Consider the following 19,157-nt stretch of genomic DNA (forward strand, 5'->3'; position numbering starts at 1 on the left):
ACGAATAGATGGGATGTAAAGTCTCGTTTTCCTTTTTTCTACACGCACTATTAGTATAGCTTTTAAGAACAATGAATCAAACTATAAAAATTTGCGGGTTCATTTTGTTAAGACATTCCGTCAAAATTCTGCCTGTTTACTTCTATATAAGAAAGGCAATATTAACTATAAGTAAAAAAGGAGGAGTAAACCATATGAACAAAAAAATGTTAACGCTATCTATTTCATTAGCCGGAGCTTTAGCCGCAGGATCTTTGACGGGTTGCTCCAACCAAGATAATTCATCTCAAAATACATCTCAAAATGAAAGCAGTTCCTCTGAAAACAAATCAAATTTACAGCGGTATTCTAAAGACCCTGACAGTAAACAGGATGAGGACTTTGATTTAGTAGGAACTTTAGACAAAGAAACAAACGATGAGCTAACGCTTGTCATTGATGATAAACAGGTGAAGATACCTAAGAAGAATTCGTTTAAGAAAGAAAAAGATACACCTAAAAACATCGATGGAAAACAGGTAAAAGTAGAGATTAATGCTAAAGATCAAAATGCTGAAAGCTTAGAATTAACGGCTCTGGCAAAAGCTGATTCAAATGGTATCTATGAAAAAGAATCTAATGGAGATTACAGCGTAATTGGAAAATTAACTAGTGAAACAGATAAGAACCTCACCATAAAAGTATCTAGTGGAGAAAAGACCTATAAAAAAGCGAAAGACTTTGAGCTAGATAATGATAATATGTCTGGAGATAGTAAAAATAAAGTCGTACGATTAGAAGTAAAAAAGAATAACGAAGTTGAAAGCCTTGAAGTAGATCCAGAAGATCAATAAAACACAATAAGGACTGGCCTGGATGCCAATAAGCAAGAGCTGCGGAAACTCTTAATGAATAAGGGTTTCTTTTTTATTTTAATAGCTACCTACTTATTCAATCATACGCTGCTCAAAATGAATATTAGCCTTATGAATCTTTATGGAATCAACTCACTTTAATTAAATTTTGATAATACAACAGGAATTGCAAACTTCAATTTAAAAACAGCACATTGAGATGTTAGAAAAAAAGAGAATCGGGTACATGTACACTATCAATGTAACAAATTTTAAATCTTTGTGAATATTTAAGAATGTTTATTGTGTAACCGTCATCTTTTGATTATGATAATGATATGTTAGCTACTTGACTAAATATGGAGGATGAGGCAAATATGAATCAATCCCCGCATGAAAAGCGAAAAAAACGCAAACAGTTTGTAGAACGTTTAAGACTAAAAGGAATTAAAATAGAGCTGACAAAACCGCGCTCTCACTTTTCTTCTTTATCCTTACTAAAATCATAACTCATAACCACCTTTTTCTAAAGCGGAACGGTATCGAATTTCAACCATCTATGCTATGGCTTACATATCATTTCAAAAAGAACAGCTTCTAAGTGCTGTTCTTTTTTGATGCTTTTTTCTATTTCCGCTTCTACCAAAAATATTTCATAAATCTTTTTCTTATTTTTTGTATCTAGGTCTTTCCGCTCTCTTCCATACGGGGTTCTCAAAATATATAGTTCTACAAATACCTAAAATTACCACTATATTCAAGGTATATATAATATAAGTATATATTGTAAATTTATAACTCTTACTATATAATCTTGTAGAAAACGTAAAAAAAGGAGAAAATTGATGAAAAAACTGGGGACAATTTTATTATCATTTCTGCTGTTTGTTGGCGTATTTCCAACGTCTTCATTCGCAGCCGCGTCAACATTTGACGCAGATTTCAACAAGTATTTAAAATCGGTAAGCCAAACGAGAGGCTTTGAAGTAACCAAAGACGACGTTGAATATTCACTTTCACTTTATGATGATAGTCTTGAAAACTACGATACAATCGCAGATTTAGAAGACTTTTTAGGTGAACCAATTGCAGCTGACTTACATAACATGCAAGATGTGTATGCAGATTTTGACTTAGACAAAACAAGCTTAAATGCATTATTAAAAGAGAATGGCCAAAGCTTAGATGATTATGTGTACCTAGATGATTTATACGAGGATGTCGGCTTCTATCTAGAAGGCGATGATTGGTATGAAGATGATGAGTCATATGACGAAGAGGACACTTCTTACGATGATGAATTAAGCGAAGAAGATTTAACTGACCTACTTTCATTTATGCAGTCTGAATTCGGCTTAACTTCAGAAGAATTAGATCGAATTGAAGCGCACTTTACATCGTTAGAAGATGAGCTTTCAAACGAAGCAACGCTTAACCGCTTAGATCAATTAGGAGAGCGCTTAGCGGCATTCGAAGATTTTGATACAGCAACAGAATTATCTGCGGATCAAATCGCCGAATTAATGTCTATTTATAAAGAGCTACTATCAATCTTCCATTTAGACGCTAAATTTTCACTTGTACAAGGCGGAAATGAAAAACCGCTTTCTCTTACTGATTTAATCAACTTAGAAGAATTAAAAAATGCAAGTCTAAAAATTTCTCTTTATACGACAGACGGTAAATTTTTAGCAGACATGGTGATCACAGGCGATATGTTCAATTCTGATATCATCACAGACACAGGAAAAGAAGTAGAAAAATCTGCTGAAGCTGTAGCAAAGCCAGCTCAAACGCAAAAGCCAGCAGTTGAAAAGAAACAGGAACCGGCGAAAAAACAAACAAATAGTGCTGTGCAGAAAACCGTTAAAGGTGCAAAACTTCCGGAAACGGCTTCTAATTATGTAACAAATACATTAATTGGATTAGTACTTGTAGCAGCTGGCTTTGTTCTTTTCCGCAAAGTGAGACGCGCATAAAATGGAACCAAGAAAAACAAGAAGAACAATCAATCGCAAAAAGCGGTTGATTGTTCTTTCCCTTTTATCCGCCGTCATTTGCTTTGGTCTTTGGTTTACAACAACAAATGCCTATAAATTTGCAAGGGGCTATTTGGCATTTAAAACAATGGATACAGAAGAACCTGCCGCAGCTTCAGTTTCTAAAAGCAAGGAACCTTCAGCAGCAGACTCCTCTCCTGAAGATTCTGCTGTTGAATCTAAAAAACCGGTACCCTCTCGTACTGCTAGCTCAGAAAAAAAGCCGAAAGTGTCAAATGTGTCTTATTCGAAACAGCCAAAAATCGGTGATTTAATGGGAGAATTATATATTCCTAAATTAAACGCTAAGCTGCCGATTTATCATGGTACAAACGAAGATGAATTAGAAAAAGGCGTTGGTCATTTTGCCGGAAGCGTGTTACCTGGTCAAAATGACAATTCTGTTCTATCAGGACATCGTGATACGGTTTTTCGTAAGCTTGGTGACGTAGGTGAAGGCGATTCGCTCGTGGTGAACACGGCAGCAGGCACCTTCACATATAAAGTGAACAAAGTACGAATTGTTGATGCGGATGACCGCACTGTTATTGTGCCAAAGCCTAGAGCCACTTTAACCGTCAGCACCTGCTATCCATTTAACTACATTGGCTCAGCACCTGAACGCTATATTTTAGTCGCTCACCTTGTGTCATCAAAAACAACGTAAAAAAGCTGCTCTTAAAAAGGCAGCTTTTTTTTAATGAATAGATTTCATCAGTAAATCAAACCATATTTTCACCGAAGTCGCCGTAATAACGATCGCTAAGATAACTTGCAGCGACGCTACCTTCGTTTTTTGCCCTACAAAAGCGCCGATCGGAGCTGCTAGTAGGCTTGCTCCAATAATCATGAGTGCCGGAAGCAATAGGACTTGATGCGTCATGACTTTACCAAATGTTGTTCCCATAGACGAAATAAACGTCACGGCTAATGAGCTTGCAATTGTTACACGCACAGGAATTTTTAACACGGTAATCATAATAGGTACAAGTAAAAATGCGCCCCCTGCTCCGACAATTCCCCCGCAAATTCCAACTAAAAAAGCCAGAGTTGCTGCCAAAGGTTTTGAAAATGTCACTTCAAATGAATCGTCCGCCGGATTATTCTTTTTAGGCATAAACATTAATCCCGCTGCAATTGTTGCCATCACGCCGTAAATGAAATTGATCATTCCTTCTGAAAACGAGTTTGATAGCGTTGAACCAATGAGACTGCCAGCTAAGACGCTGACACCCATATATAAAATTAACGGCTTATTCAAGTAGCCGCCTTTTTTGTAAGCAAGAGCTCCTGAAACAGACGCAAACAGCGACTGTACGGCTCCTATACCAGCTACTTCATGCGCACTGAATGCTCCTACTCCTACAAGAGGCGGAACAAATAACAACAGCGGATACAAAACAACTGATCCTCCAATTCCAAGCATACCCGCTAAAAATGACCCGAAAAACCCGAGTGCAAATACCGTTATTAATAGTTGTACTTCCATGTTTTTACCACCTGCTTTTATCAATCCAATACCATGTTTAGTATGTATAAATACAACTGCTTATCTCTTCTTCCATTGTATCACTGTATACGCTTCTTTTCTGTAAGAATATTGATAAAAGTGCTTTCAATTATTAATTTTTTTAATCATTAAAATCCTATCGACTTTATGCGTTATTTACTTTCAGCTTAAACTTCCTCCTTCTCCACTCTGCTACTTGTGGTAGAATAAAGAAAAACTAGATGTTAGAACTGCCTACACGCTACGCTTATCTCAGCAGGCCCATCATCACAGGAGGCTTTCGTATGTTTGAATACAAAATTGATGACGAAGTTAGTTTGCATTTAATCGAATCAACTGACGCATTCCCCTTGCTTTCTCTTATTAACGAGTCAAGACCTTACCTAAAAGAATGGCTCCCATGGGTAGATAGCATGCAAAGTATTGCTGACTATGATGAACTCATCCCTGAATGGAGAGCTCAATACTATAATAACCAAGGGTTCCAGGCCATCATTAGGTACTACGGAGAAATCGCTGGGATGATTGGTTTTCACGGAATTAATTGGGGAAATAAAAGCACAAGTCTTGGCTATTGGATTGGACATGATTTCCAAGGAAAAGGTATCATGACAAGAGCTGTACACGGATGCCTGAATTATGCGTTTAATACGTTAAACCTTCATCGAGTTGAAATACGCTGCGGCGTTAATAATAAAAAAAGCAAAGCGATTCCTACACGCCTAGGCTTTACAGAAGAAGGCATTTGCAGAGAAGGTGAATATCTATATGATCACTACCACGACCTTGTGATTTATGGGATGTTAAAACATGAATGGAAGCAAGCCCCTTATGCCCCTTGGCTTCTTTCTTAAAAAGCAGGATCATTTGTACAAGCTATCGTTTGAACAGGCTATAGTGGAAAGATTAAAAGAGGCTGGCACAACAATATGTTAGTTGGAGGAAAATCCGAACGAGGTTGATTCTTAATGGAGAATCAACCTCGTTCGGATTTTTTATTGTGATGGTGAACATAGGTTTCATGTATCCAATTTGTTCGTCTTTGGATTGGAGCGATTTCGTTATGTCTCAACCTCTTTTTTAGTTGAAATACTGAAGCTGTTCGCGACGAAGCTTATCTTTTTGTTTGCCCGAAATCGAGTAATCGTAGTTATAAATAGCTCCTTCCCAATCTCCATACATTGGATTTGGAAACACGATTAGTTTTTGGCCAAACGCTTCTTTTTGCTCTTCTACAAGCTTATTCCGCTCATTAATAGACTTTTTATCAAAGCCGCTAAAATCGGATAAATTATCACCAAACAGTAGGACTACATTATGGTACGTCGCTACTTTTTGACGTCGCGTTTCTTTTCCCTCATCTTTTGGACCCGTTAACAGCACATGATCTTTGGTTGCTTGAGGAATATGTAAATTCTTTAGATTTTTAATCGTTGCCTCAAGTTGAGAAGTTGTACGACCTGAAATGTAGTAAATATCTACGCCTTTTTGATCCGCATACGTCAGGAAATCAACAGCACCTGGTACTGCTTTCGCTTTTGCTGCTTGCACCCATTCATCCCACTTATAAGGAAATCCTTTCCCAGTTTTGATGGCCGAAGCTTGAAATGGACCATTATCAAGCACGGTCTCATCTAAATCCAAAATAATGGCAGGCCTTTTATGGGTACTTTTTGCAAGCGCCTCATCTAAGCGAAGCTTCCCTGTATTGTAGCCTTGATAATACAAAGCTTTCATTTCACCGGACGTTTGATACCAAGCGTCTGCCATAATTTGCTGATCAGCTAGGTTTTGAAGGGGTTCTTTTTTCTCAGCCGACACTTCTTTTTCCTGCTGAGGGGCACATGCTGTAAGCGAAAAAGCAAGTACAGCCACCCCTGTTAACGCTGATAATTTCTTATTCATTTTGTATCCACTTCCACCTCTACATATTTTTATAATAACAATGTTATATTTTACCTAAATCAAAATAAAAACCAATATAAAAACGAATGATATTTTATTTTTTATTTAAATAGTTCGCTTTATTTAATGTTTCCTTCCTTTTTTTAACCATTATCCAAATATTTGTTTATACATTTTCCGAAATGCGCTTTTTTCATTCTTTCTTTTTAATCTTTTTTTAGAAACATGTTGGTTTATCTCTCATCTGCTTCAAAAACCTCAATAAATCTGAATTATCTAACTTTTTATCTTATGTTAGTTTCTCTCACAAAAGTGCTTTTTTTTGAAAAGATATATAGTAAAATAGATTTTGTGAATTAAAAGACGGTGTTTTCTATCAAAAGTATTGTATAAATATACAAAAGGGGATGGAGATATGAATCACGTAAAACAATGGGGATGGATTACCTTTGGCTGTTTATGCGTTGCCATCGGGATTCAATTTTTAACCGCTTCTAACCTTGTTATTGGCGGAACGGCAGGACTTGGAATTGTGCTGCAGCATTTAACGGGTATTTCATTTGGGGTATTGTTCTTTATTATTAATTTACCGTTTTATTTTATGGCTCTTACGCAAATTGGGCTTCAATTTACGATAAAAAGCTTCATCAGCGTTAGCCTGATGTCAGTGATGTCCGACTTATTAGCTGCGAACTTTTCATTTGCGCTTCCGCATCCGCTTGTAGCTGCTGTTGTGGGCGGCATTATTGTGGGCATTGGACTAATCTTTTTATTCCGCCACGGTTCTTCTCTCGGCGGCATCAACATGCTATGTGTGTTTCTCGATAAACGATTTGGCATTAACCCAGGTAAGACAATGCTTTTGACAGATGTATTAATTGTCGGCTCTGCAACAGTAGTATTCGGTGTGGTGCAAGTTCTTTATTCGTTAATTGGTATCTTTATCATGACAGGACTGCTCGGACGCTATCACAAACGCTCGCCAATCGAACGAACTGGTGAACATATTGAAGAAGAAGCCAAACAACAAACGGCTTCAACAATGTAAAAAAAACCGTGCCGGAAGATCCTGCACGGTTTTTTACACTTATTCTGAGACTTTTACAAGCTGTTTTCCTAAGTTTGCTCCCTCAAATAAGCCAAGGAACGCTTCAGGTACATTTTCAAAACCTTCTACAACATTTTCGCTGTACTTGATTTTCCCTTGCTGCACCCATTCGCCTAACTGCTTAATACCTTCAGGGAATTTGTCTGCATAATCTGCTACAATAAAGCCTTTCATCAACGCACTGTTAATTAACAGCGGTGTTTGAACACGCGGCCCAACATCTTGTTTTTCTAAGTTATACAGTGAAATTTGGCCGCAAAGCGGAATGCGCGCAAATTTATTTAATAAGCTAACAACCGCATCTGAAATCTCTCCTCCAACGTTTTCAAAGTAAACATCAACGCCATTAGGACACGCTTTTTCTAACGCTTCTTTCACATTTCCTTTTTTGTAGTTAATCACTTCATCAAATCCGAGCTCATCTTTTAAATAAGCAATTTTATCTTCAGAACCTGCGATGCCTACAACACGTGCGCCTTTAATTTTAGCGATTTGACCAACAACAGATCCAACAGCACCTGCTGCACCGGAAACGACCACTGTTTCGCCTTCTTTTGGCTGACCGATTTCAAGCAGTCCAAAGTAAGCTGTGAGACCTGGCATACCAAGAACGCCGATAGCCGTTGTGATTGGCGCTAGCTCTGGATCAACTTTCTGTAAGTTTTTTGCTTCTGCGGCTGAATAGCGTTTCCAAGGAAGCATTCCTGTCACGATATCGCCTTCTTTGAAGCGATCTGATTTTGATTCCGTTACACGCGCTACAATGCCGCCTGCAAGTGGTGCGTTTAGCTCAAATGGAGGAACATATGATTTTGTATCGTTCATGCGTCCTCTCATATACGGATCGACAGAAAGGTAAAGCGTTTGAACAATTACTTCCCCTTCTTCTGCTGTAGGCATCTCAATTTTTTCGTATTTAAACGTATCTTTTGTTGGCATTCCCTTTGGGCGTTCTGCTAATAAAATTTGTTCATTCATCGCTATCGCTCCTTTTTATTTCTCTGTTTTTTGTAAAATGTGCTAAACTTACTTCTGTTAGTTTAAAATATATATTGTGCACAATGCAAAAAATATGATTGTGCAATAACACCGAAGGAGAAAGAAACATGGAGCTAATTCGCTGTAAAGAAGATGTTGTTAAAAAACTAAACGAGTTTGTTGAAGTAACTCCCCCAGTTATTTTGTTTAAGAAAGGCAATATGTATCCGATTAAAATGGACATCAACTACAACTGGATTGCCACGGATGAACAAGGTCATGAGCATATTGTCGCTTCAAACACAAAACATGTGCAGGACGACTACTGGTTTAGCTACCATTTTGACTTATATTAAGGGGTTTTCCCGTATTTGCCCTTCATAAACGTTATATAAATAAAGTGTTACATCAGTAAAAACAGCGCACGAATTCCTGCGCTGTTTTTATGTAATAAGGTCGGTATCTCAAGCACGTATTTGAAGCTTTACTCATGTTCCATTTTCTGCATCGATATCTACTTAAGATTATGTTACAATCACGGTAAAGTAATTTATAATTGATAGAATAAGAGCTAGAGCTTGAAAAATTCGAGGTGGATTATGCAAGGTAAAGTTGTATATAAAGAAGGATTTTCAGTGATAGGCATAGCAAAAAACGGAGAGTATCAAAAAGAGAATCTTTTGAAGCAAATACTTAAGGAAAAAGAAATGATTAGCTCTTCAAAAGAACCTCATATGGTTACAGGCATTTGCATGGCTCCGAGAAAAGAAAATTATTTTTATATTGCAGGTACAGAAGTGGCTGATACGGCTTGTATTCCAAACGGTATGAGCGTTCATACGTTTCCTTCGTTCACATACCTGAAGTTCAAACACACAGGTCCAATTACATCGCTTGGGTCGACGTATAACAGCATCTGGAATGAATGGCTGCCGAACTCTTCTTACAGCATGATTGAAGGTCCTGCTCTTGAAATTGTAAATACAGATATACACAGCAATTTATATAGTGATACATACGAAATGGATATTTATATTCCTATAAAGCTTGGACAATAAAAAAGGTGAACTTGCGTTCACCTTTTTACTATTTTTGCAGCTGTTTATATAAATGATAGAGGGTAAAAGCGCACTCTGGATGACGCTCTTTGTGGTTAAAAAAGCCATGAGGAAACATAAGTGAAAGATTGCCTTTTTCAATTCCGGTCACATACTTGTTTTCCATAAGCGGGTATTCTTTCACAACCCAGCGCGCTGCGTCAATAGTAGACGTAACCACTTCACCAAAGTATACGCCCATACATTCTTCAAATTCTTCTTTTGTCATCGAAAAATAGTCAAAGCAATTGCTGTCTTCTAAATCATAGTAAAGCAGCTCTAAGATTTTCAAACTTTCATCTGTAAAATCAACGGCAAATTCATCTACCACTTTGCTTATTTCATGGATTTGATTCATGCACTGTTCGCTCACTTGATGATAGTAATAGCCAGCTTCGAACTGATGTTCACACGTTACTAACGATTCTCCGTATGATGCTGTTAGATCATAATGCTTGTTCATGCTGACACCTCCACGCTTATGGAGCAAGTATAACATTAACCAAGCAGTTATCGAGCATCTTCCATTAACAACCTATCCGTGGCAATATTAGGTTCACTTTTTGCTCATTATTCTGCCGTATATAAATCCTCCACTAACAAGAAGAATACCGCTAATTAATACGCTGCTTAAAAAGGTTTGCGAATGCATCAAGTGATTATACACCATCCACATATTCATTTCGTCATCTCCTTTTGGCTTTTTTAACTAGTATCCCCGATTTTCTTACCGTACATGCCGGCGTTTTCACTGTTTTTTCATCAAGTTTCTATATAGTTAAAGCCGTGAAGCCAACTATCTTTTTTCATCGTTTTACTCCGTAAAAAGCCTGCTTATGACTCTAAAGCAGGCTTTTTTATGTAGAGAAAATAGTAATTAATGCGTCTGCCTCCCACTAATTGTACATAGTAAGGTATAATTAAAGATGGTTTCACTTTTCTAAAGTGAGAAATACATAGGAGACATCAAAGGAGACATGCAAATGACAGAACTCGAAAAAGCGAAAATTCAGCACCGAAAGCTGTCCAAGGGGCAAATATTTGGAAGGGCCATTGCCATTGCGATTGGTGCACTGCTCATGGCCACAGGACTTGAAATTTTTCTTGTTCCTAACCACGTTATCGACGGAGGAATCACCGGTATTTCTATCATGCTATCGCACCTTACAGGCGTAAATCTAGGAATCTTTCTTTTTGTACTAAATCTTCCGTTTGTATTTATTGGGTACAAGCAAATGGGAAAAACATTTGCTCTTTCCACCATTTTTGGCATACTGGTTGTATCCATCTTAACTTCTGCGTTCCACCATGTCCCCGCGTTTACCGCAGACGTGCTTCTTGCTACCGTGTTTGGTGGAATTATTCTCGGAATTGGAATTGGACTCGTAATTCGCTACGGCGGAGCGCTTGACGGTACGGAGATACTTGCCATTTTAATCAGCAAAAAAATTCCGTTTTCTGTGGGAGAAATTGTGATGTTTTTCAACTTCTTCATTTTAGGAGCGGCGGGATTTGTATTCACGTGGGACCGCGCCATGTATTCCATCCTTGCTTACATCATTGCAGCCAAAGCTATTGATACGGTTGTAGAAGGATTGGAAGAATCAAAATCAGCTTGGATTATTAGTGAGCATTCTAATGAAATTGGCGATGCGATTAATGCGCGTCTAGGTCGCGGCGTTACCTATTTGCACGGTGAAGGCGCTTATACCGGTGATGATAAAAAAGTAATTTTTTGCATCATTACACGTCTTGAAGAATCAAAGCTAAAAACTATTGTTGAAGATTTTGATCCTTCTGCCTTTTTAGCCGTTGCGGATATTACTGAAGTCCGCGGCGGACGCTTTAAAAAACGAAACATTCACTAAAAAAACACGCAGAAAGCATCATGCTATCTGCGTGTTTTTTATATGAGAGAGACTTTTTGAACTCGCTTAAACCACTCATAACAAAGAAGCACAATTAAACATAAGTCGATTAAATCGCCTCCGTAATACATCAGCATAGCCCCTTGCTGCGCCCCTTCCGCCGATACGTGCATAGGCGGGTGAGCGTACACATATTTTGATAAAATACCGTGAGCGGCAAGAGCAAGAACCAATACGGATGCTCGGTGCGTAAAAGTTTTCTGATGCGGCGAAGGATCAATTGAAATTATTGATATGGTAAACAAATAGCCCGCTAAAAACAGGTGGATATGTACGGCAGCATGCACGAAAAAAGAGTGATGCATCATGCCATACAGACTTGTGGTATAAAGAATCCAAAGTCCTCCTATGTTAAGAACAAAAGCTGTCACCGGACTGCTGATAAACCGAACAAACCGCCCTTTTAACAGTTTGGAAACCTCTCTAGCTGCGCGAACCGGAAGCGTGCGAAGCAATAGCGTAAGAGGTGCTCCTAAAGCCATTAAAAGCGGAGCTAGCATACCTAAAAGCAAATGCCCCGCCATATGCGCAGTGAAGTCCATATGAGCACGAGCTGCGAGCGGCCCTGCTACGGAACACATGGCACATACAATACCAAGTGTCCAGTAAGCTGTTCTGTATGGCGACCATTTTTTATATGTTGCATTCGAAAACACTACGGCCCACATGTATAAAAGAAAGGCAGCTGCAAAAGGCAGCGCTAGTAAAAACTGAGATAGCACTTCATAATTAGTCATGCTGTGCACCTTGTTTTCTTGTAAGCCATGTTAAAACGATGCCAATGAGCAGCATCAAACATGCAAGTACATTCCACGTAATATCATAAGGTGCAATTTTCACTCCGTACCGGATTTGATGAAGTCCCATGAGTTTATGCTGCACGGTCCCGTCATAAAGCTGAAACACTCCGGCTCCAAGTAATACCCCTCCTACCCACCTTTTCACCCACCAGCCGTGCCGGCGCCTGAGATCAGCTACCATAAAAAGTGATATAATTGTAGCAAACCAGCTGAATGCGTGAAATAAGCCGTCTGATACTAAACCAGCAGCCGTTGTGGACTTATCATAAAAGTGATGCCAATGAAGCAGCTGATGAAACACTGCTTCATCAATAAAAGCAACTAGCCCTACGCCAAACAAAAAGCCTGACCAGCTATTTCGAGTGCGGTGAGCTACGCGCTGATTCGTAGTTGATTCGCTTTCCTTTTCCATATATATACCTCCCTGCCAGTTCTTCAAGTTTATATCGTTTCTAATGAACGTATACCCTATTAAAGAGAAATAAATCTATAATATGGAAAAATAGAAGCTATATCCTAATGTTGTTTTCACTATCTTTTCACCATAAAGGTATAAGATAGTACTTGCGAAGCCAATTAGCATATTTTTTCATAGTTTTACTCCCTTTCTAATGACCTGTTTCCCCAAAGCAGGTCTTTTTTATACCCAGTTTCACTTTTCATCATCTTTTCACCATAAAGGTATAAGGTAGTACTTGCGAAGTCAATTAGCATATTTTTTTCATAGTTTTACTCCTTTTGAAGATCTGCTTCCCCAGAGCAGGTCTTTTTTTATATCTATTTTCTATTTTCATCATCTTTTCACCATAAAGGTATAAGATAGTACTTGCGAAGCCAATTAGCATATTTTTTTCATAGTTTTACTCCTTTTGAAGATCTGCTTCCCCAGAGCAGGTCTTTTTTTATATCTATTTTCTATTTTCATCATCTTTTCACCATAAAGGTATAAGGTAGTACTTGCGAAGTCAATTAGCATATTTTTTTCATAGTTTTACTCCTTTTGAAGATCTGCTTCCCCAGAGCAGGTCTTTTTTATACCTATTTTCTATTTTCATCATCTTTTCACCATAAAGGTATAAGATAGTACTTGCGAAGCCAATTAGCATATTTTTTTCATAGTTTTACTCCCTTTCTAGTGACCTGTTTCCCCAAAACAGGTCTTTTTTTATTTTTCTAAATGCTTCCATCTTTTCACCGTTTTTTCACTTTTCTTTTGTATACTAAGTTTGTCAAAGCAATTTCATCATTTTTCATAAATGACCCCTATTTATTCCCCGCTTTTTGTGAGCGGGGCTTTTTTTATGGCAAAAGCTTATTTCCCCTTATTTTCTTCCAGCACTTTTAAAAAAAGTCTTTCACTTTTCACCGTTTTTTCACTTTTCTTTTATATACTGTTCTTGTCAAAACAATTTCATCATTTTTCATAGATGTACCCTATTTGCACCCGCTTCTTGTAAGCGGGACTTTTTTTGTTTTCATACAAAAAAGCTTAACCCGAAGGTTAAGCTTTTTTCGCCTGCTTGCGAAGAACAAGCATCATAATTGTAATGATTGTAAAAGCAATAAATGCTAAAAAAGGAATCGTGATAAATCCAAGCCAGTTAATATATTGACCTGAGCAAGGAACGCCGCTTGTACATGTTTCAAATGCTTTAAGAGCTGGTATCTTCTGAAGGCAATAATGATAGCCAGAAAGCGCCATACCAATCATAGAAAACGGCAGGACGTATTTATAGATGAACGTATCATTCCGATACACGGCTACGCCTAGCACAATCGCTAGCGGATACATTAAAATCCGCTGATACCAGCACAGTTCACACGGAATAAAGTGAAGAACTTCACTAAACGTCAAGCTTCCAAGCACCGCGATAAGCGCTGTGATCCACCCGAAAACCAAAGACTTGTTCATTATTTGTTCTCCTTAGCCGCATCTTTGACCATTTGATCAAAGTCATCGATTGTTTTTCCTTCGAATTTTTTGCCGCCTACATAAATCGTTGGTGTACCCGTAATGCCTAAGTCATTGGCTGTCTTCATGTCTTGGTCAAACGCATCTTTTCCTTTTCCATCTTTAAATGCACTCGCTACTTTTTTCGCATCCGCATCGCTAGATACTTCTTTCAGCGTATCTTCTAAGTAAGATTCCGTTAAGACATCTTTCTTTTCATCCGCTGCATTTTGCTTTTTATAAAGAAGTTCATGGAATTTCCAGAATGTATCGTTTCCAAGCTCTTTGTATACTGTCTCGGCAAACTCTGCTGCACGAGATGAATCGTTGTTGATAAACGCATAGTTCATAAAGTAGAATTTCACTTTACCTGTATCTACATAATCTTTTTGAATCAGCGGGAAAAAGGATTCTGTAAAGTTTTTACAAGCTGGGCATTTATAATCTCCAAACTCTACCACTTCTACCGGGGCTGACTCTTTTCCAAGATACGGTTGGTTATCATATGTAAGAGCGGCCTTTTCATCTCCTCCGCCCTTTGACATATTAGAAAGGACGATTAATCCTAAAATACATACCGCAATAATTCCAATCACCCAAAAAATCCACTTGCTCGAGGACGTTTGCTGATTGGGCGTTACTTTTTTCTTTTTCTTTGCTTTTGACACAATCTCATCTCCTTCTTCCCTTTCTCTCTCTTACAAACTTACAAAGCTGTTAGAGCTGTAAAAATTAGCGCACATAAAATAAAAAACACGTATAGCGACGTCAGCGTTAAAATAACAGGAGGCTGCATCGGCATTTTTGTTTCCGGATTTAAAATATATTGAATGCGATAATTAACGGATGTATCAGCAAACGATACATGCGCACATGAAAAGCTTGTCTGTCCTGTTTTTACCATTTTTAAAAGTGCGCTGCCAATGTGAGCGGGCGTGCCATTTTTCACAATGGCATCTTGATCAGCCAGCACTTCACGCATTACTTTGAAGCGTTTATGGCTCCATTTAATAAACGGAATATACCATAATGCAGAGGCAAGCGTGCTTAGTAAAAACGTTTTGAGCGGATCTTTGTTTGCAACGTGTGACTGCTCGTGGTAAATAACAGCTTCTAGTTCATTTTCATCAAGCACCGATAGCAATCCTGTAGACAGGACGATGTGCGGTGTAAACAACCCCATTGTTAATGCAATGGGCTGATCTGTTGTTAAGACCGTTAAATCTTTTCCGTACGCTTTTTGTAGATCAGCCGTTGTTGTTTCATTTCGCAGCTTTGTAATCATTTTACGGACTTTCCGCATTTGAATCACTTGCTTTACAGCTTTAATGAACAGTACAAACATCGTATGAAAAATAACCGCATTCAGCATATATTCAATAAAAAACAAGCCGAAAAAGTGGGCTACTTTATTACAAAGTAAAATCAAGTTAAACGATAAATTCCATCCAAACAGCAAATGCAGCACATACATACCCATTTGCATAAGCAACGTCACGGCAATAAAAAAGCACAGGTTAAAAATAAGCTTAGAACGCTTTAGTATTCCTTGATTCATTGATTATTCATCCTTTTTTAACTGTTTGACTTTTGATTCGAGCATGCTTAATAGTGAATCATCCACTTCTTCTAACGCATCAAGCATATGAGTAACAGCGAGCGAGCCAAATTCATCGATCAATTCGTGCGTTAACTCTTTCGACTGAGCATCGATAAATTCCTCTTTAGAAAGAATCGGCTGATACATGGATGTACGTCCTTTTAAATGCTTTTGCAACACGCCTTTTTCCACCAATCGATTCATGACTGTCATAACGGTGTTGAAGTTAACTGCTTTTTCTTTTTCTAATACGTGCTGTACATCTTTAATGGACATTTCACTTCCATTCCATAAAGCCGTCATAATTTTTGCTTCAAGCGGGCCAAAAAAGCGATTAAGGCCAGTTTCGTTAAATTTGAATTTTTCAATTTTCATATTTGACACCTCACACTACTAATTGTAGTGTGAGGTGTCAAATCCGTCAACTTTTCCATAACAACTGCCTTACAATTGTCATAATCATTTTTTTACTTCCTCGGTTAAATGCTGAATGGACAGCACAACTGTATCAAGCTTGGCTTCAATGCGGTGAAGTAAATAAAGCGTCACCACCACTGGAAAACCAACGTCTGAAACAAGCGTAAACCACTCTGTCATCTTCCTCTCTCCTTTTAAAAAAGCCCTTCGCACCGAAGTGGAAGGACTTTGATTTTTAAACCGTAAACTCGGTTACATTTCGCTCAACGATTTGAGCGCCCTTTCTGGCAACGAGTGCTCCACCGCTTGAAGTAAAGACATCGCTTGCGATTAGCGCATTCATTGCTGCTGCAATGGCTGCTGCGTCTAACGTATCTTTTGGTGATTCAATCGATAGGATTACCGCTTTTTGTGACTCATTTAAAAACTGCATCGTTAAAGTTTTCATAATCTACCTCTTTTCTTATTTTAAAAGTGAAAACGTGACAACTTCGTTGATTTCAACAAGCGGCAGTGACTGCAGGCTGGCAATGGTTTCACTCGCTGTAACGAGCGCATCTGCAGAACTTCCAGGCTGAATGTTCATATAGGATTTTGTCTTCAAAGCGGGTTTTCCATCCTCTTTTATTCCTTGTTCTAATACTAAGCGAAGCTGGCTTGAATGCTGAATTTTTTCTGCCATCTTTTATTCCCCCTTTCACTTTATATATAGAATTTGAAATAGGAAAGAGGGATGATGGAAACATAAAAATTTTTGGTTTATAATGGGAGATAGACTGAGTTAGAAAGAGGCTTTTGTAATGAGAAAGTGGAGCTTTTTATTTTTTGTTCTAGCATTCATGCATCCAGCTTCAGCGCTTGCTGATGATGGGGCACATGAAAAAAAGCTTGGTCCGTTTTACTACACGGTTTCTCATGATTATAGTCGAGAAAAATGGGATGTAGGGGTGTTAAATCAACAAGACAAAACGAACATTCCTGAGACTGATTTGAACGACGAAACGCTAAAGCTGTTTCAACGCACGGTGGATGATTTAGCAGACCTCGCGATTCAATTTGCTGCTATGAGCGTACTTCTTGTATGTTCACTCGTTGTCTTTACGTACTTTCGCATTCAAAAAAAACGCCCTTTTCTCCGCTTGTTTTTTGTTTTTTCAAGCGTTGGCTTTCTATTTTGCGTCTATACATCATTGGAATTATTTAAAAAAACTGAACAAGCAAAATCTTTATTTTACTTACTATGACTTGAAACCTAAAAAAACCAGCCAATAGGCTGGTTTTTTCATGCATTTCTTTCAGTTATGTACTTCTGTTCATACGTCATTTCTTTCGTTTGCTTTTGCTGCTCCAAATGATAATAAGCAGCGCATACTCCTCCTAATCCAGCCAGTGCTAGGACAATTAGAAGTATGGATGTCGCTTTTTTCATTACTTTTTCTCCCCTTATGTTTAACCCTACCTAGCAACAGCATCCGCAAAAAAGAGTCCCCTATCTCTTCTTTACCTGCTCATTACTTACGAAAGATATTATCATACTTTTTTTTACTTTTGTCATTTTTTTAGTTATTGTCAAAAAATTGTATATTTTATCCTTGATTTAATGAGTGTTTAAGAAAATCAATTGACTGGTTTTTTGAAAGTCCAAACGCTGTTACAATATAATCCACGTAGGCAAGAAGCTCCACATTCCCTTCTAATTTCGTCGTTTTAAATGATCGATTAAATCGATACTGCTTTTTATCTGAAAAGACGAGCCCTTCATTTTCTAAAAAGGCTTGAAACTGCTGATGCGGAAAGTAAAGCACATCGTTTCGAACGTTCTCTAAATCAATCACAATAATCATATTTTCAACCTCTGCTTTTAATTCCATCATACAATCGATGTATCCGCCGATGCAGCTGACTAAAGATGTAAGAAAAAAAGGTCCGTTTATATATTGAAACTGCTCGAAAATCGTCTCATCGATGTAACTTGAAATACTTGACTTCAGTACGCCATGAATTTGTTTTGATTCTTCCATATAAGGAATAGGAATGTGAAACTTAGCCGACCCGTTATAAAACTGCTCCCACGCAATCGTTTTATCATATGCATCAATTACATCTGTACTTCGAAAAATAATGGATTCCGCTGAATACGAGGCTTTAACAAACGGTGTATGCAGCATCACCGTGCTCTCGGCATCCAAACGATAGTATTTTGGTTCATTAGACTTGCTTAAAATATATTGTTTTAACCGTTCTTCTTCCATTTGTTCAACTAAATGCAAATCATATAGTGGCAGCACGTACATATTACACATCCCGTAATGAATATAGCTTTTTCCGTGCATCGGCCATTTTCTGTTATAGATAGACAGTTCTTTTGTGCAAAATTCCTCTAGTCGCTGCGTTTGATCCTCCGATTTTTGATAGAGACGATCTAAATGATAACGATCATCAATTTCCGTAACGGGTGATGTGCCGCTTCCAATTCTTCTGTAAATTTTCCCATAAGACATATAAGGAGGGTTCGGACCTTCTGGAATCCAAATAACAAAAACGCCTTGTTGAGGATGGTCTTCAGGTGATAAAAAACGCGTAACGATACGAGGAATTGGATTGGTAACATCTTTAAGCATATTATTAATAAACAGCTCGTATTCCTTGCGTTCAAGCAGGTTAATGGAATGGTCGTCTTCATCTATGCCAAAAATAAGCCAGCCTCCTTTTTCATTGGCAAACGAAGCGATGATATTCGGAATTTTTCTTTTGACCGTTGAGCTTACTTCTCGTTTGAACTCAAGCTGATAGCCTTCTTCTAAATGTTTTTCCATCATTTCCTGAACATCTGAAAACTCAATTTCTCCAATCGTTTTTTTCTTTCCGTCTTCGCTTATAAATGGTGAATAAAACGATTCTTCGTTCACTTGTCTTCCCCTCCTCACCACTTCTATTTAACTTATCCATATGATGAGAAGTAAAAAGACAGTCATATTTCTTTTATTTTTT

General features: G+C 38.0%; 26 protein-coding genes. 10 read left to right on the top strand and 16 right to left on the bottom strand.

The features are described from left to right. Positions 1 to 194: 194 nt before the first annotated feature. The 4 genes from ACLHDF_RS00275 to ACLHDF_RS00290 all read left to right on the top strand — a co-directional run bounded on the left by ACLHDF_RS00275 (position 195) and on the right by ACLHDF_RS00290 (position 3,539). Positions 195 to 833, top strand: coding sequence for a hypothetical protein (locus ACLHDF_RS00275; RefSeq protein ID WP_413917073.1), 639 nt, complete (start codon positions 195 to 197; stop codon positions 831 to 833). Between the two features lie 377 nt (positions 834 to 1,210). After that, positions 1,211 to 1,342 (top strand): hypothetical protein, encoded by a 132-nt coding sequence (locus tag ACLHDF_RS00280; RefSeq protein WP_013057845.1) that lies wholly within the window; start codon positions 1,211 to 1,213, stop codon positions 1,340 to 1,342. A gap of 336 nt (positions 1,343 to 1,678) precedes the next feature. Continuing rightward, a complete protein-coding gene (locus ACLHDF_RS00285; RefSeq protein ID WP_413917074.1) occupies positions 1,679 to 2,812 on the top strand; it encodes a processed acidic surface protein in 1,134 nt (377 codons plus the stop codon). 1 nt (position 2,813) lies between these two features. Further along, positions 2,814 to 3,539, top strand: a complete 726-nt coding sequence (locus ACLHDF_RS00290) for a class D sortase (RefSeq protein WP_413917075.1) — start codon at positions 2,814 to 2,816, stop codon at positions 3,537 to 3,539. Between the two features lie 30 nt (positions 3,540 to 3,569). On the opposite strand, the gene ACLHDF_RS00295 is transcribed toward ACLHDF_RS00290, so the two are convergent. Next, positions 3,570 to 4,361: a sulfite exporter TauE/SafE family protein gene (locus tag ACLHDF_RS00295; RefSeq protein WP_413917076.1), complete on the bottom strand. Its 792-nt coding sequence runs from the start codon at positions 4,359 to 4,361 to the stop codon at positions 3,570 to 3,572. A gap of 305 nt (positions 4,362 to 4,666) precedes the next feature. Here ACLHDF_RS00295 and ACLHDF_RS00300 point away from each other — a divergent pair, with 305 nt between their 5' ends. Then, positions 4,667 to 5,236, top strand: coding sequence for a GNAT family N-acetyltransferase (locus ACLHDF_RS00300; protein ID WP_413917077.1), 570 nt, complete (start codon positions 4,667 to 4,669; stop codon positions 5,234 to 5,236). 226 nt (positions 5,237 to 5,462) lie between these two features. On the opposite strand, the gene ACLHDF_RS00305 is transcribed toward ACLHDF_RS00300, so the two are convergent. Further along, on the bottom strand, positions 5,463 to 6,287 hold the full coding sequence (locus ACLHDF_RS00305; protein ID WP_413917078.1) for a 5'-nucleotidase, lipoprotein e(P4) family: 825 nt from the start codon (positions 6,285 to 6,287) through the stop codon (positions 5,463 to 5,465). A gap of 415 nt (positions 6,288 to 6,702) precedes the next feature. On the opposite strand from ACLHDF_RS00305, the gene ACLHDF_RS00310 reads away from it, so the two are divergent. Then, the gene (locus tag ACLHDF_RS00310) at positions 6,703 to 7,335 is read left to right on the top strand and encodes a YitT family protein (protein WP_057235141.1); all 633 of its coding nucleotides are present in this window, start codon (positions 6,703 to 6,705) and stop codon (positions 7,333 to 7,335) included. Between the two features lie 39 nt (positions 7,336 to 7,374). On the opposite strand, the gene ACLHDF_RS00315 is transcribed toward ACLHDF_RS00310, so the two are convergent. Continuing rightward, positions 7,375 to 8,373 (bottom strand): NADP-dependent oxidoreductase, encoded by a 999-nt coding sequence (locus ACLHDF_RS00315; RefSeq protein WP_413917079.1) that lies wholly within the window; start codon positions 8,371 to 8,373, stop codon positions 7,375 to 7,377. Between the two features lie 128 nt (positions 8,374 to 8,501). Here ACLHDF_RS00315 and ACLHDF_RS00320 point away from each other — a divergent pair, with 128 nt between their 5' ends. After that, positions 8,502 to 8,729 (top strand): hypothetical protein, encoded by a 228-nt coding sequence (locus tag ACLHDF_RS00320; RefSeq protein ID WP_413917080.1) that lies wholly within the window; start codon positions 8,502 to 8,504, stop codon positions 8,727 to 8,729. A 222-nt stretch (positions 8,730 to 8,951) separates the two neighbouring features. Continuing rightward, the gene (locus ACLHDF_RS00325; RefSeq protein ID WP_413917081.1) at positions 8,952 to 9,431 is read left to right on the top strand and encodes a GyrI-like domain-containing protein; all 480 of its coding nucleotides are present in this window, start codon (positions 8,952 to 8,954) and stop codon (positions 9,429 to 9,431) included. A gap of 28 nt (positions 9,432 to 9,459) precedes the next feature. Here ACLHDF_RS00325 and ACLHDF_RS00330 read toward each other — a convergent pair whose 3' ends face one another. Together ACLHDF_RS00330 and ACLHDF_RS00335 are read right to left on the bottom strand one after the other, a co-directional pair. Next, a complete protein-coding gene (locus tag ACLHDF_RS00330) occupies positions 9,460 to 9,933 on the bottom strand; it encodes a hypothetical protein (protein ID WP_413917082.1) in 474 nt (157 codons plus the stop codon). A 93-nt stretch (positions 9,934 to 10,026) separates the two neighbouring features. Beyond that, positions 10,027 to 10,152, bottom strand: a complete 126-nt coding sequence (locus ACLHDF_RS00335) for a hypothetical protein (RefSeq protein WP_413917083.1) — start codon at positions 10,150 to 10,152, stop codon at positions 10,027 to 10,029. 301 nt (positions 10,153 to 10,453) lie between these two features. Between ACLHDF_RS00335 and ACLHDF_RS00340 the strand changes: the two genes are divergently transcribed. Then, positions 10,454 to 11,338: a YitT family protein gene (locus tag ACLHDF_RS00340; protein WP_413917084.1), complete on the top strand. Its 885-nt coding sequence runs from the start codon at positions 10,454 to 10,456 to the stop codon at positions 11,336 to 11,338. Positions 11,339 to 11,376: 38 nt separating this feature from the next. Here the strand turns inward: ACLHDF_RS00340 and ACLHDF_RS00345 are convergent, their stop codons facing one another. The 9 genes from ACLHDF_RS00345 to ACLHDF_RS00385 form a co-directional block, all read right to left on the bottom strand. Continuing rightward, the gene (locus tag ACLHDF_RS00345) at positions 11,377 to 12,135 is read right to left on the bottom strand and encodes a cytochrome c oxidase assembly protein (protein ID WP_413917085.1); all 759 of its coding nucleotides are present in this window, start codon (positions 12,133 to 12,135) and stop codon (positions 11,377 to 11,379) included. Further along, complete coding sequence (locus ACLHDF_RS00350; protein ID WP_413917086.1) at positions 12,128 to 12,610, bottom strand: DUF2243 domain-containing protein; 483 nt, start codon at positions 12,608 to 12,610, stop codon at positions 12,128 to 12,130. The genes ACLHDF_RS00345 and ACLHDF_RS00350 overlap by 8 nt, the downstream gene beginning before the upstream one ends. A 1,089-nt stretch (positions 12,611 to 13,699) precedes the next feature. After that, the gene (locus ACLHDF_RS00355) at positions 13,700 to 14,110 is read right to left on the bottom strand and encodes a disulfide oxidoreductase (protein WP_413917087.1); all 411 of its coding nucleotides are present in this window, start codon (positions 14,108 to 14,110) and stop codon (positions 13,700 to 13,702) included. Beyond that, complete coding sequence (locus tag ACLHDF_RS00360; protein WP_014459307.1) at positions 14,110 to 14,817, bottom strand: DsbA family protein; 708 nt, start codon at positions 14,815 to 14,817, stop codon at positions 14,110 to 14,112. Before ACLHDF_RS00360 ends, ACLHDF_RS00355 begins: the two co-directional genes overlap by 1 nt. A 38-nt stretch (positions 14,818 to 14,855) precedes the next feature. After that, positions 14,856 to 15,707, bottom strand: a complete 852-nt coding sequence (locus tag ACLHDF_RS00365) for a M56 family metallopeptidase (RefSeq protein ID WP_413917088.1) — start codon at positions 15,705 to 15,707, stop codon at positions 14,856 to 14,858. Between the two features lie 3 nt (positions 15,708 to 15,710). After that, positions 15,711 to 16,124: a BlaI/MecI/CopY family transcriptional regulator gene (locus tag ACLHDF_RS00370; RefSeq protein WP_098476227.1), complete on the bottom strand. Its 414-nt coding sequence runs from the start codon at positions 16,122 to 16,124 to the stop codon at positions 15,711 to 15,713. Positions 16,125 to 16,208: 84 nt separating this feature from the next. Beyond that, complete coding sequence (locus ACLHDF_RS00375; protein ID WP_129710525.1) at positions 16,209 to 16,346, bottom strand: YvrJ family protein; 138 nt, start codon at positions 16,344 to 16,346, stop codon at positions 16,209 to 16,211. Between the two features lie 55 nt (positions 16,347 to 16,401). Further along, positions 16,402 to 16,614, bottom strand: coding sequence for a DUF2922 domain-containing protein (locus ACLHDF_RS00380; protein ID WP_413917089.1), 213 nt, complete (start codon positions 16,612 to 16,614; stop codon positions 16,402 to 16,404). 15 nt (positions 16,615 to 16,629) lie between these two features. Next, on the bottom strand, positions 16,630 to 16,848 hold the full coding sequence (locus tag ACLHDF_RS00385; protein WP_413917090.1) for a DUF1659 domain-containing protein: 219 nt from the start codon (positions 16,846 to 16,848) through the stop codon (positions 16,630 to 16,632). Positions 16,849 to 16,966: 118 nt separating this feature from the next. On the opposite strand from ACLHDF_RS00385, the gene ACLHDF_RS00390 reads away from it, so the two are divergent. Further along, positions 16,967 to 17,410 (top strand): hypothetical protein, encoded by a 444-nt coding sequence (locus ACLHDF_RS00390; RefSeq protein ID WP_413917091.1) that lies wholly within the window; start codon positions 16,967 to 16,969, stop codon positions 17,408 to 17,410. A gap of 38 nt (positions 17,411 to 17,448) precedes the next feature. Here the strand turns inward: ACLHDF_RS00390 and ACLHDF_RS00395 are convergent, their stop codons facing one another. Both ACLHDF_RS00395 and ACLHDF_RS00400 read right to left on the bottom strand, forming a co-directional pair. After that, a complete protein-coding gene (locus tag ACLHDF_RS00395) occupies positions 17,449 to 17,595 on the bottom strand; it encodes a hypothetical protein (RefSeq protein WP_413917092.1) in 147 nt (48 codons plus the stop codon). Between the two features lie 157 nt (positions 17,596 to 17,752). Then, a complete protein-coding gene (locus ACLHDF_RS00400) occupies positions 17,753 to 19,075 on the bottom strand; it encodes a helix-turn-helix domain-containing protein (protein WP_413917093.1) in 1,323 nt (440 codons plus the stop codon). Between the last annotated feature and the right edge of the window lie 82 nt (positions 19,076 to 19,157).

The sequence above is a fragment of the Priestia megaterium genome (assembly GCF_046599315.1).
GTDB lineage: Bacteria > Bacillota > Bacilli > Bacillales > Bacillaceae_H > Priestia > Priestia megaterium_F.

Coding starts and splice junctions, on each gene's coding strand:
- ACLHDF_RS00275 (WP_413917073.1), top strand. CDS start 195: ATGAACAAAAAAATGTTAACGCTATCTATTTCATTAGCCGGAGCTTTA.
- ACLHDF_RS00280 (WP_013057845.1), top strand. CDS start 1,211: ATGAATCAATCCCCGCATGAAAAGCGAAAAAAACGCAAACAGTTTGTA.
- ACLHDF_RS00285 (WP_413917074.1), top strand. CDS start 1,679: ATGAAAAAACTGGGGACAATTTTATTATCATTTCTGCTGTTTGTTGGC.
- ACLHDF_RS00290 (WP_413917075.1), top strand. CDS start 2,814: ATGGAACCAAGAAAAACAAGAAGAACAATCAATCGCAAAAAGCGGTTG.
- ACLHDF_RS00295 (WP_413917076.1), bottom strand. CDS start 4,361: ATGGAAGTACAACTATTAATAACGGTATTTGCACTCGGGTTTTTCGGG.
- ACLHDF_RS00300 (WP_413917077.1), top strand. CDS start 4,667: ATGTTTGAATACAAAATTGATGACGAAGTTAGTTTGCATTTAATCGAA.
- ACLHDF_RS00305 (WP_413917078.1), bottom strand. CDS start 6,287: ATGAATAAGAAATTATCAGCGTTAACAGGGGTGGCTGTACTTGCTTTT.
- ACLHDF_RS00310 (WP_057235141.1), top strand. CDS start 6,703: ATGAATCACGTAAAACAATGGGGATGGATTACCTTTGGCTGTTTATGC.
- ACLHDF_RS00315 (WP_413917079.1), bottom strand. CDS start 8,373: ATGAATGAACAAATTTTATTAGCAGAACGCCCAAAGGGAATGCCAACA.
- ACLHDF_RS00320 (WP_413917080.1), top strand. CDS start 8,502: ATGGAGCTAATTCGCTGTAAAGAAGATGTTGTTAAAAAACTAAACGAG.
- ACLHDF_RS00330 (WP_413917082.1), bottom strand. CDS start 9,933: ATGAACAAGCATTATGATCTAACAGCATCATACGGAGAATCGTTAGTA.
- ACLHDF_RS00335 (WP_413917083.1), bottom strand. CDS start 10,152: ATGAATATGTGGATGGTGTATAATCACTTGATGCATTCGCAAACCTTT.
- ACLHDF_RS00340 (WP_413917084.1), top strand. CDS start 10,454: ATGACAGAACTCGAAAAAGCGAAAATTCAGCACCGAAAGCTGTCCAAG.
- ACLHDF_RS00345 (WP_413917085.1), bottom strand. CDS start 12,135: ATGACTAATTATGAAGTGCTATCTCAGTTTTTACTAGCGCTGCCTTTT.
- ACLHDF_RS00350 (WP_413917086.1), bottom strand. CDS start 12,610: ATGGAAAAGGAAAGCGAATCAACTACGAATCAGCGCGTAGCTCACCGC.
- ACLHDF_RS00355 (WP_413917087.1), bottom strand. CDS start 14,110: ATGAACAAGTCTTTGGTTTTCGGGTGGATCACAGCGCTTATCGCGGTG.
- ACLHDF_RS00365 (WP_413917088.1), bottom strand. CDS start 15,707: ATGAATCAAGGAATACTAAAGCGTTCTAAGCTTATTTTTAACCTGTGC.
- ACLHDF_RS00370 (WP_098476227.1), bottom strand. CDS start 16,124: ATGAAAATTGAAAAATTCAAATTTAACGAAACTGGCCTTAATCGCTTT.
- ACLHDF_RS00375 (WP_129710525.1), bottom strand. CDS start 16,346: ATGACAGAGTGGTTTACGCTTGTTTCAGACGTTGGTTTTCCAGTGGTG.
- ACLHDF_RS00380 (WP_413917089.1), bottom strand. CDS start 16,614: ATGAAAACTTTAACGATGCAGTTTTTAAATGAGTCACAAAAAGCGGTA.
- ACLHDF_RS00385 (WP_413917090.1), bottom strand. CDS start 16,848: ATGGCAGAAAAAATTCAGCATTCAAGCCAGCTTCGCTTAGTATTAGAA.
- ACLHDF_RS00390 (WP_413917091.1), top strand. CDS start 16,967: ATGAGAAAGTGGAGCTTTTTATTTTTTGTTCTAGCATTCATGCATCCA.
- ACLHDF_RS00395 (WP_413917092.1), bottom strand. CDS start 17,595: ATGAAAAAAGCGACATCCATACTTCTAATTGTCCTAGCACTGGCTGGA.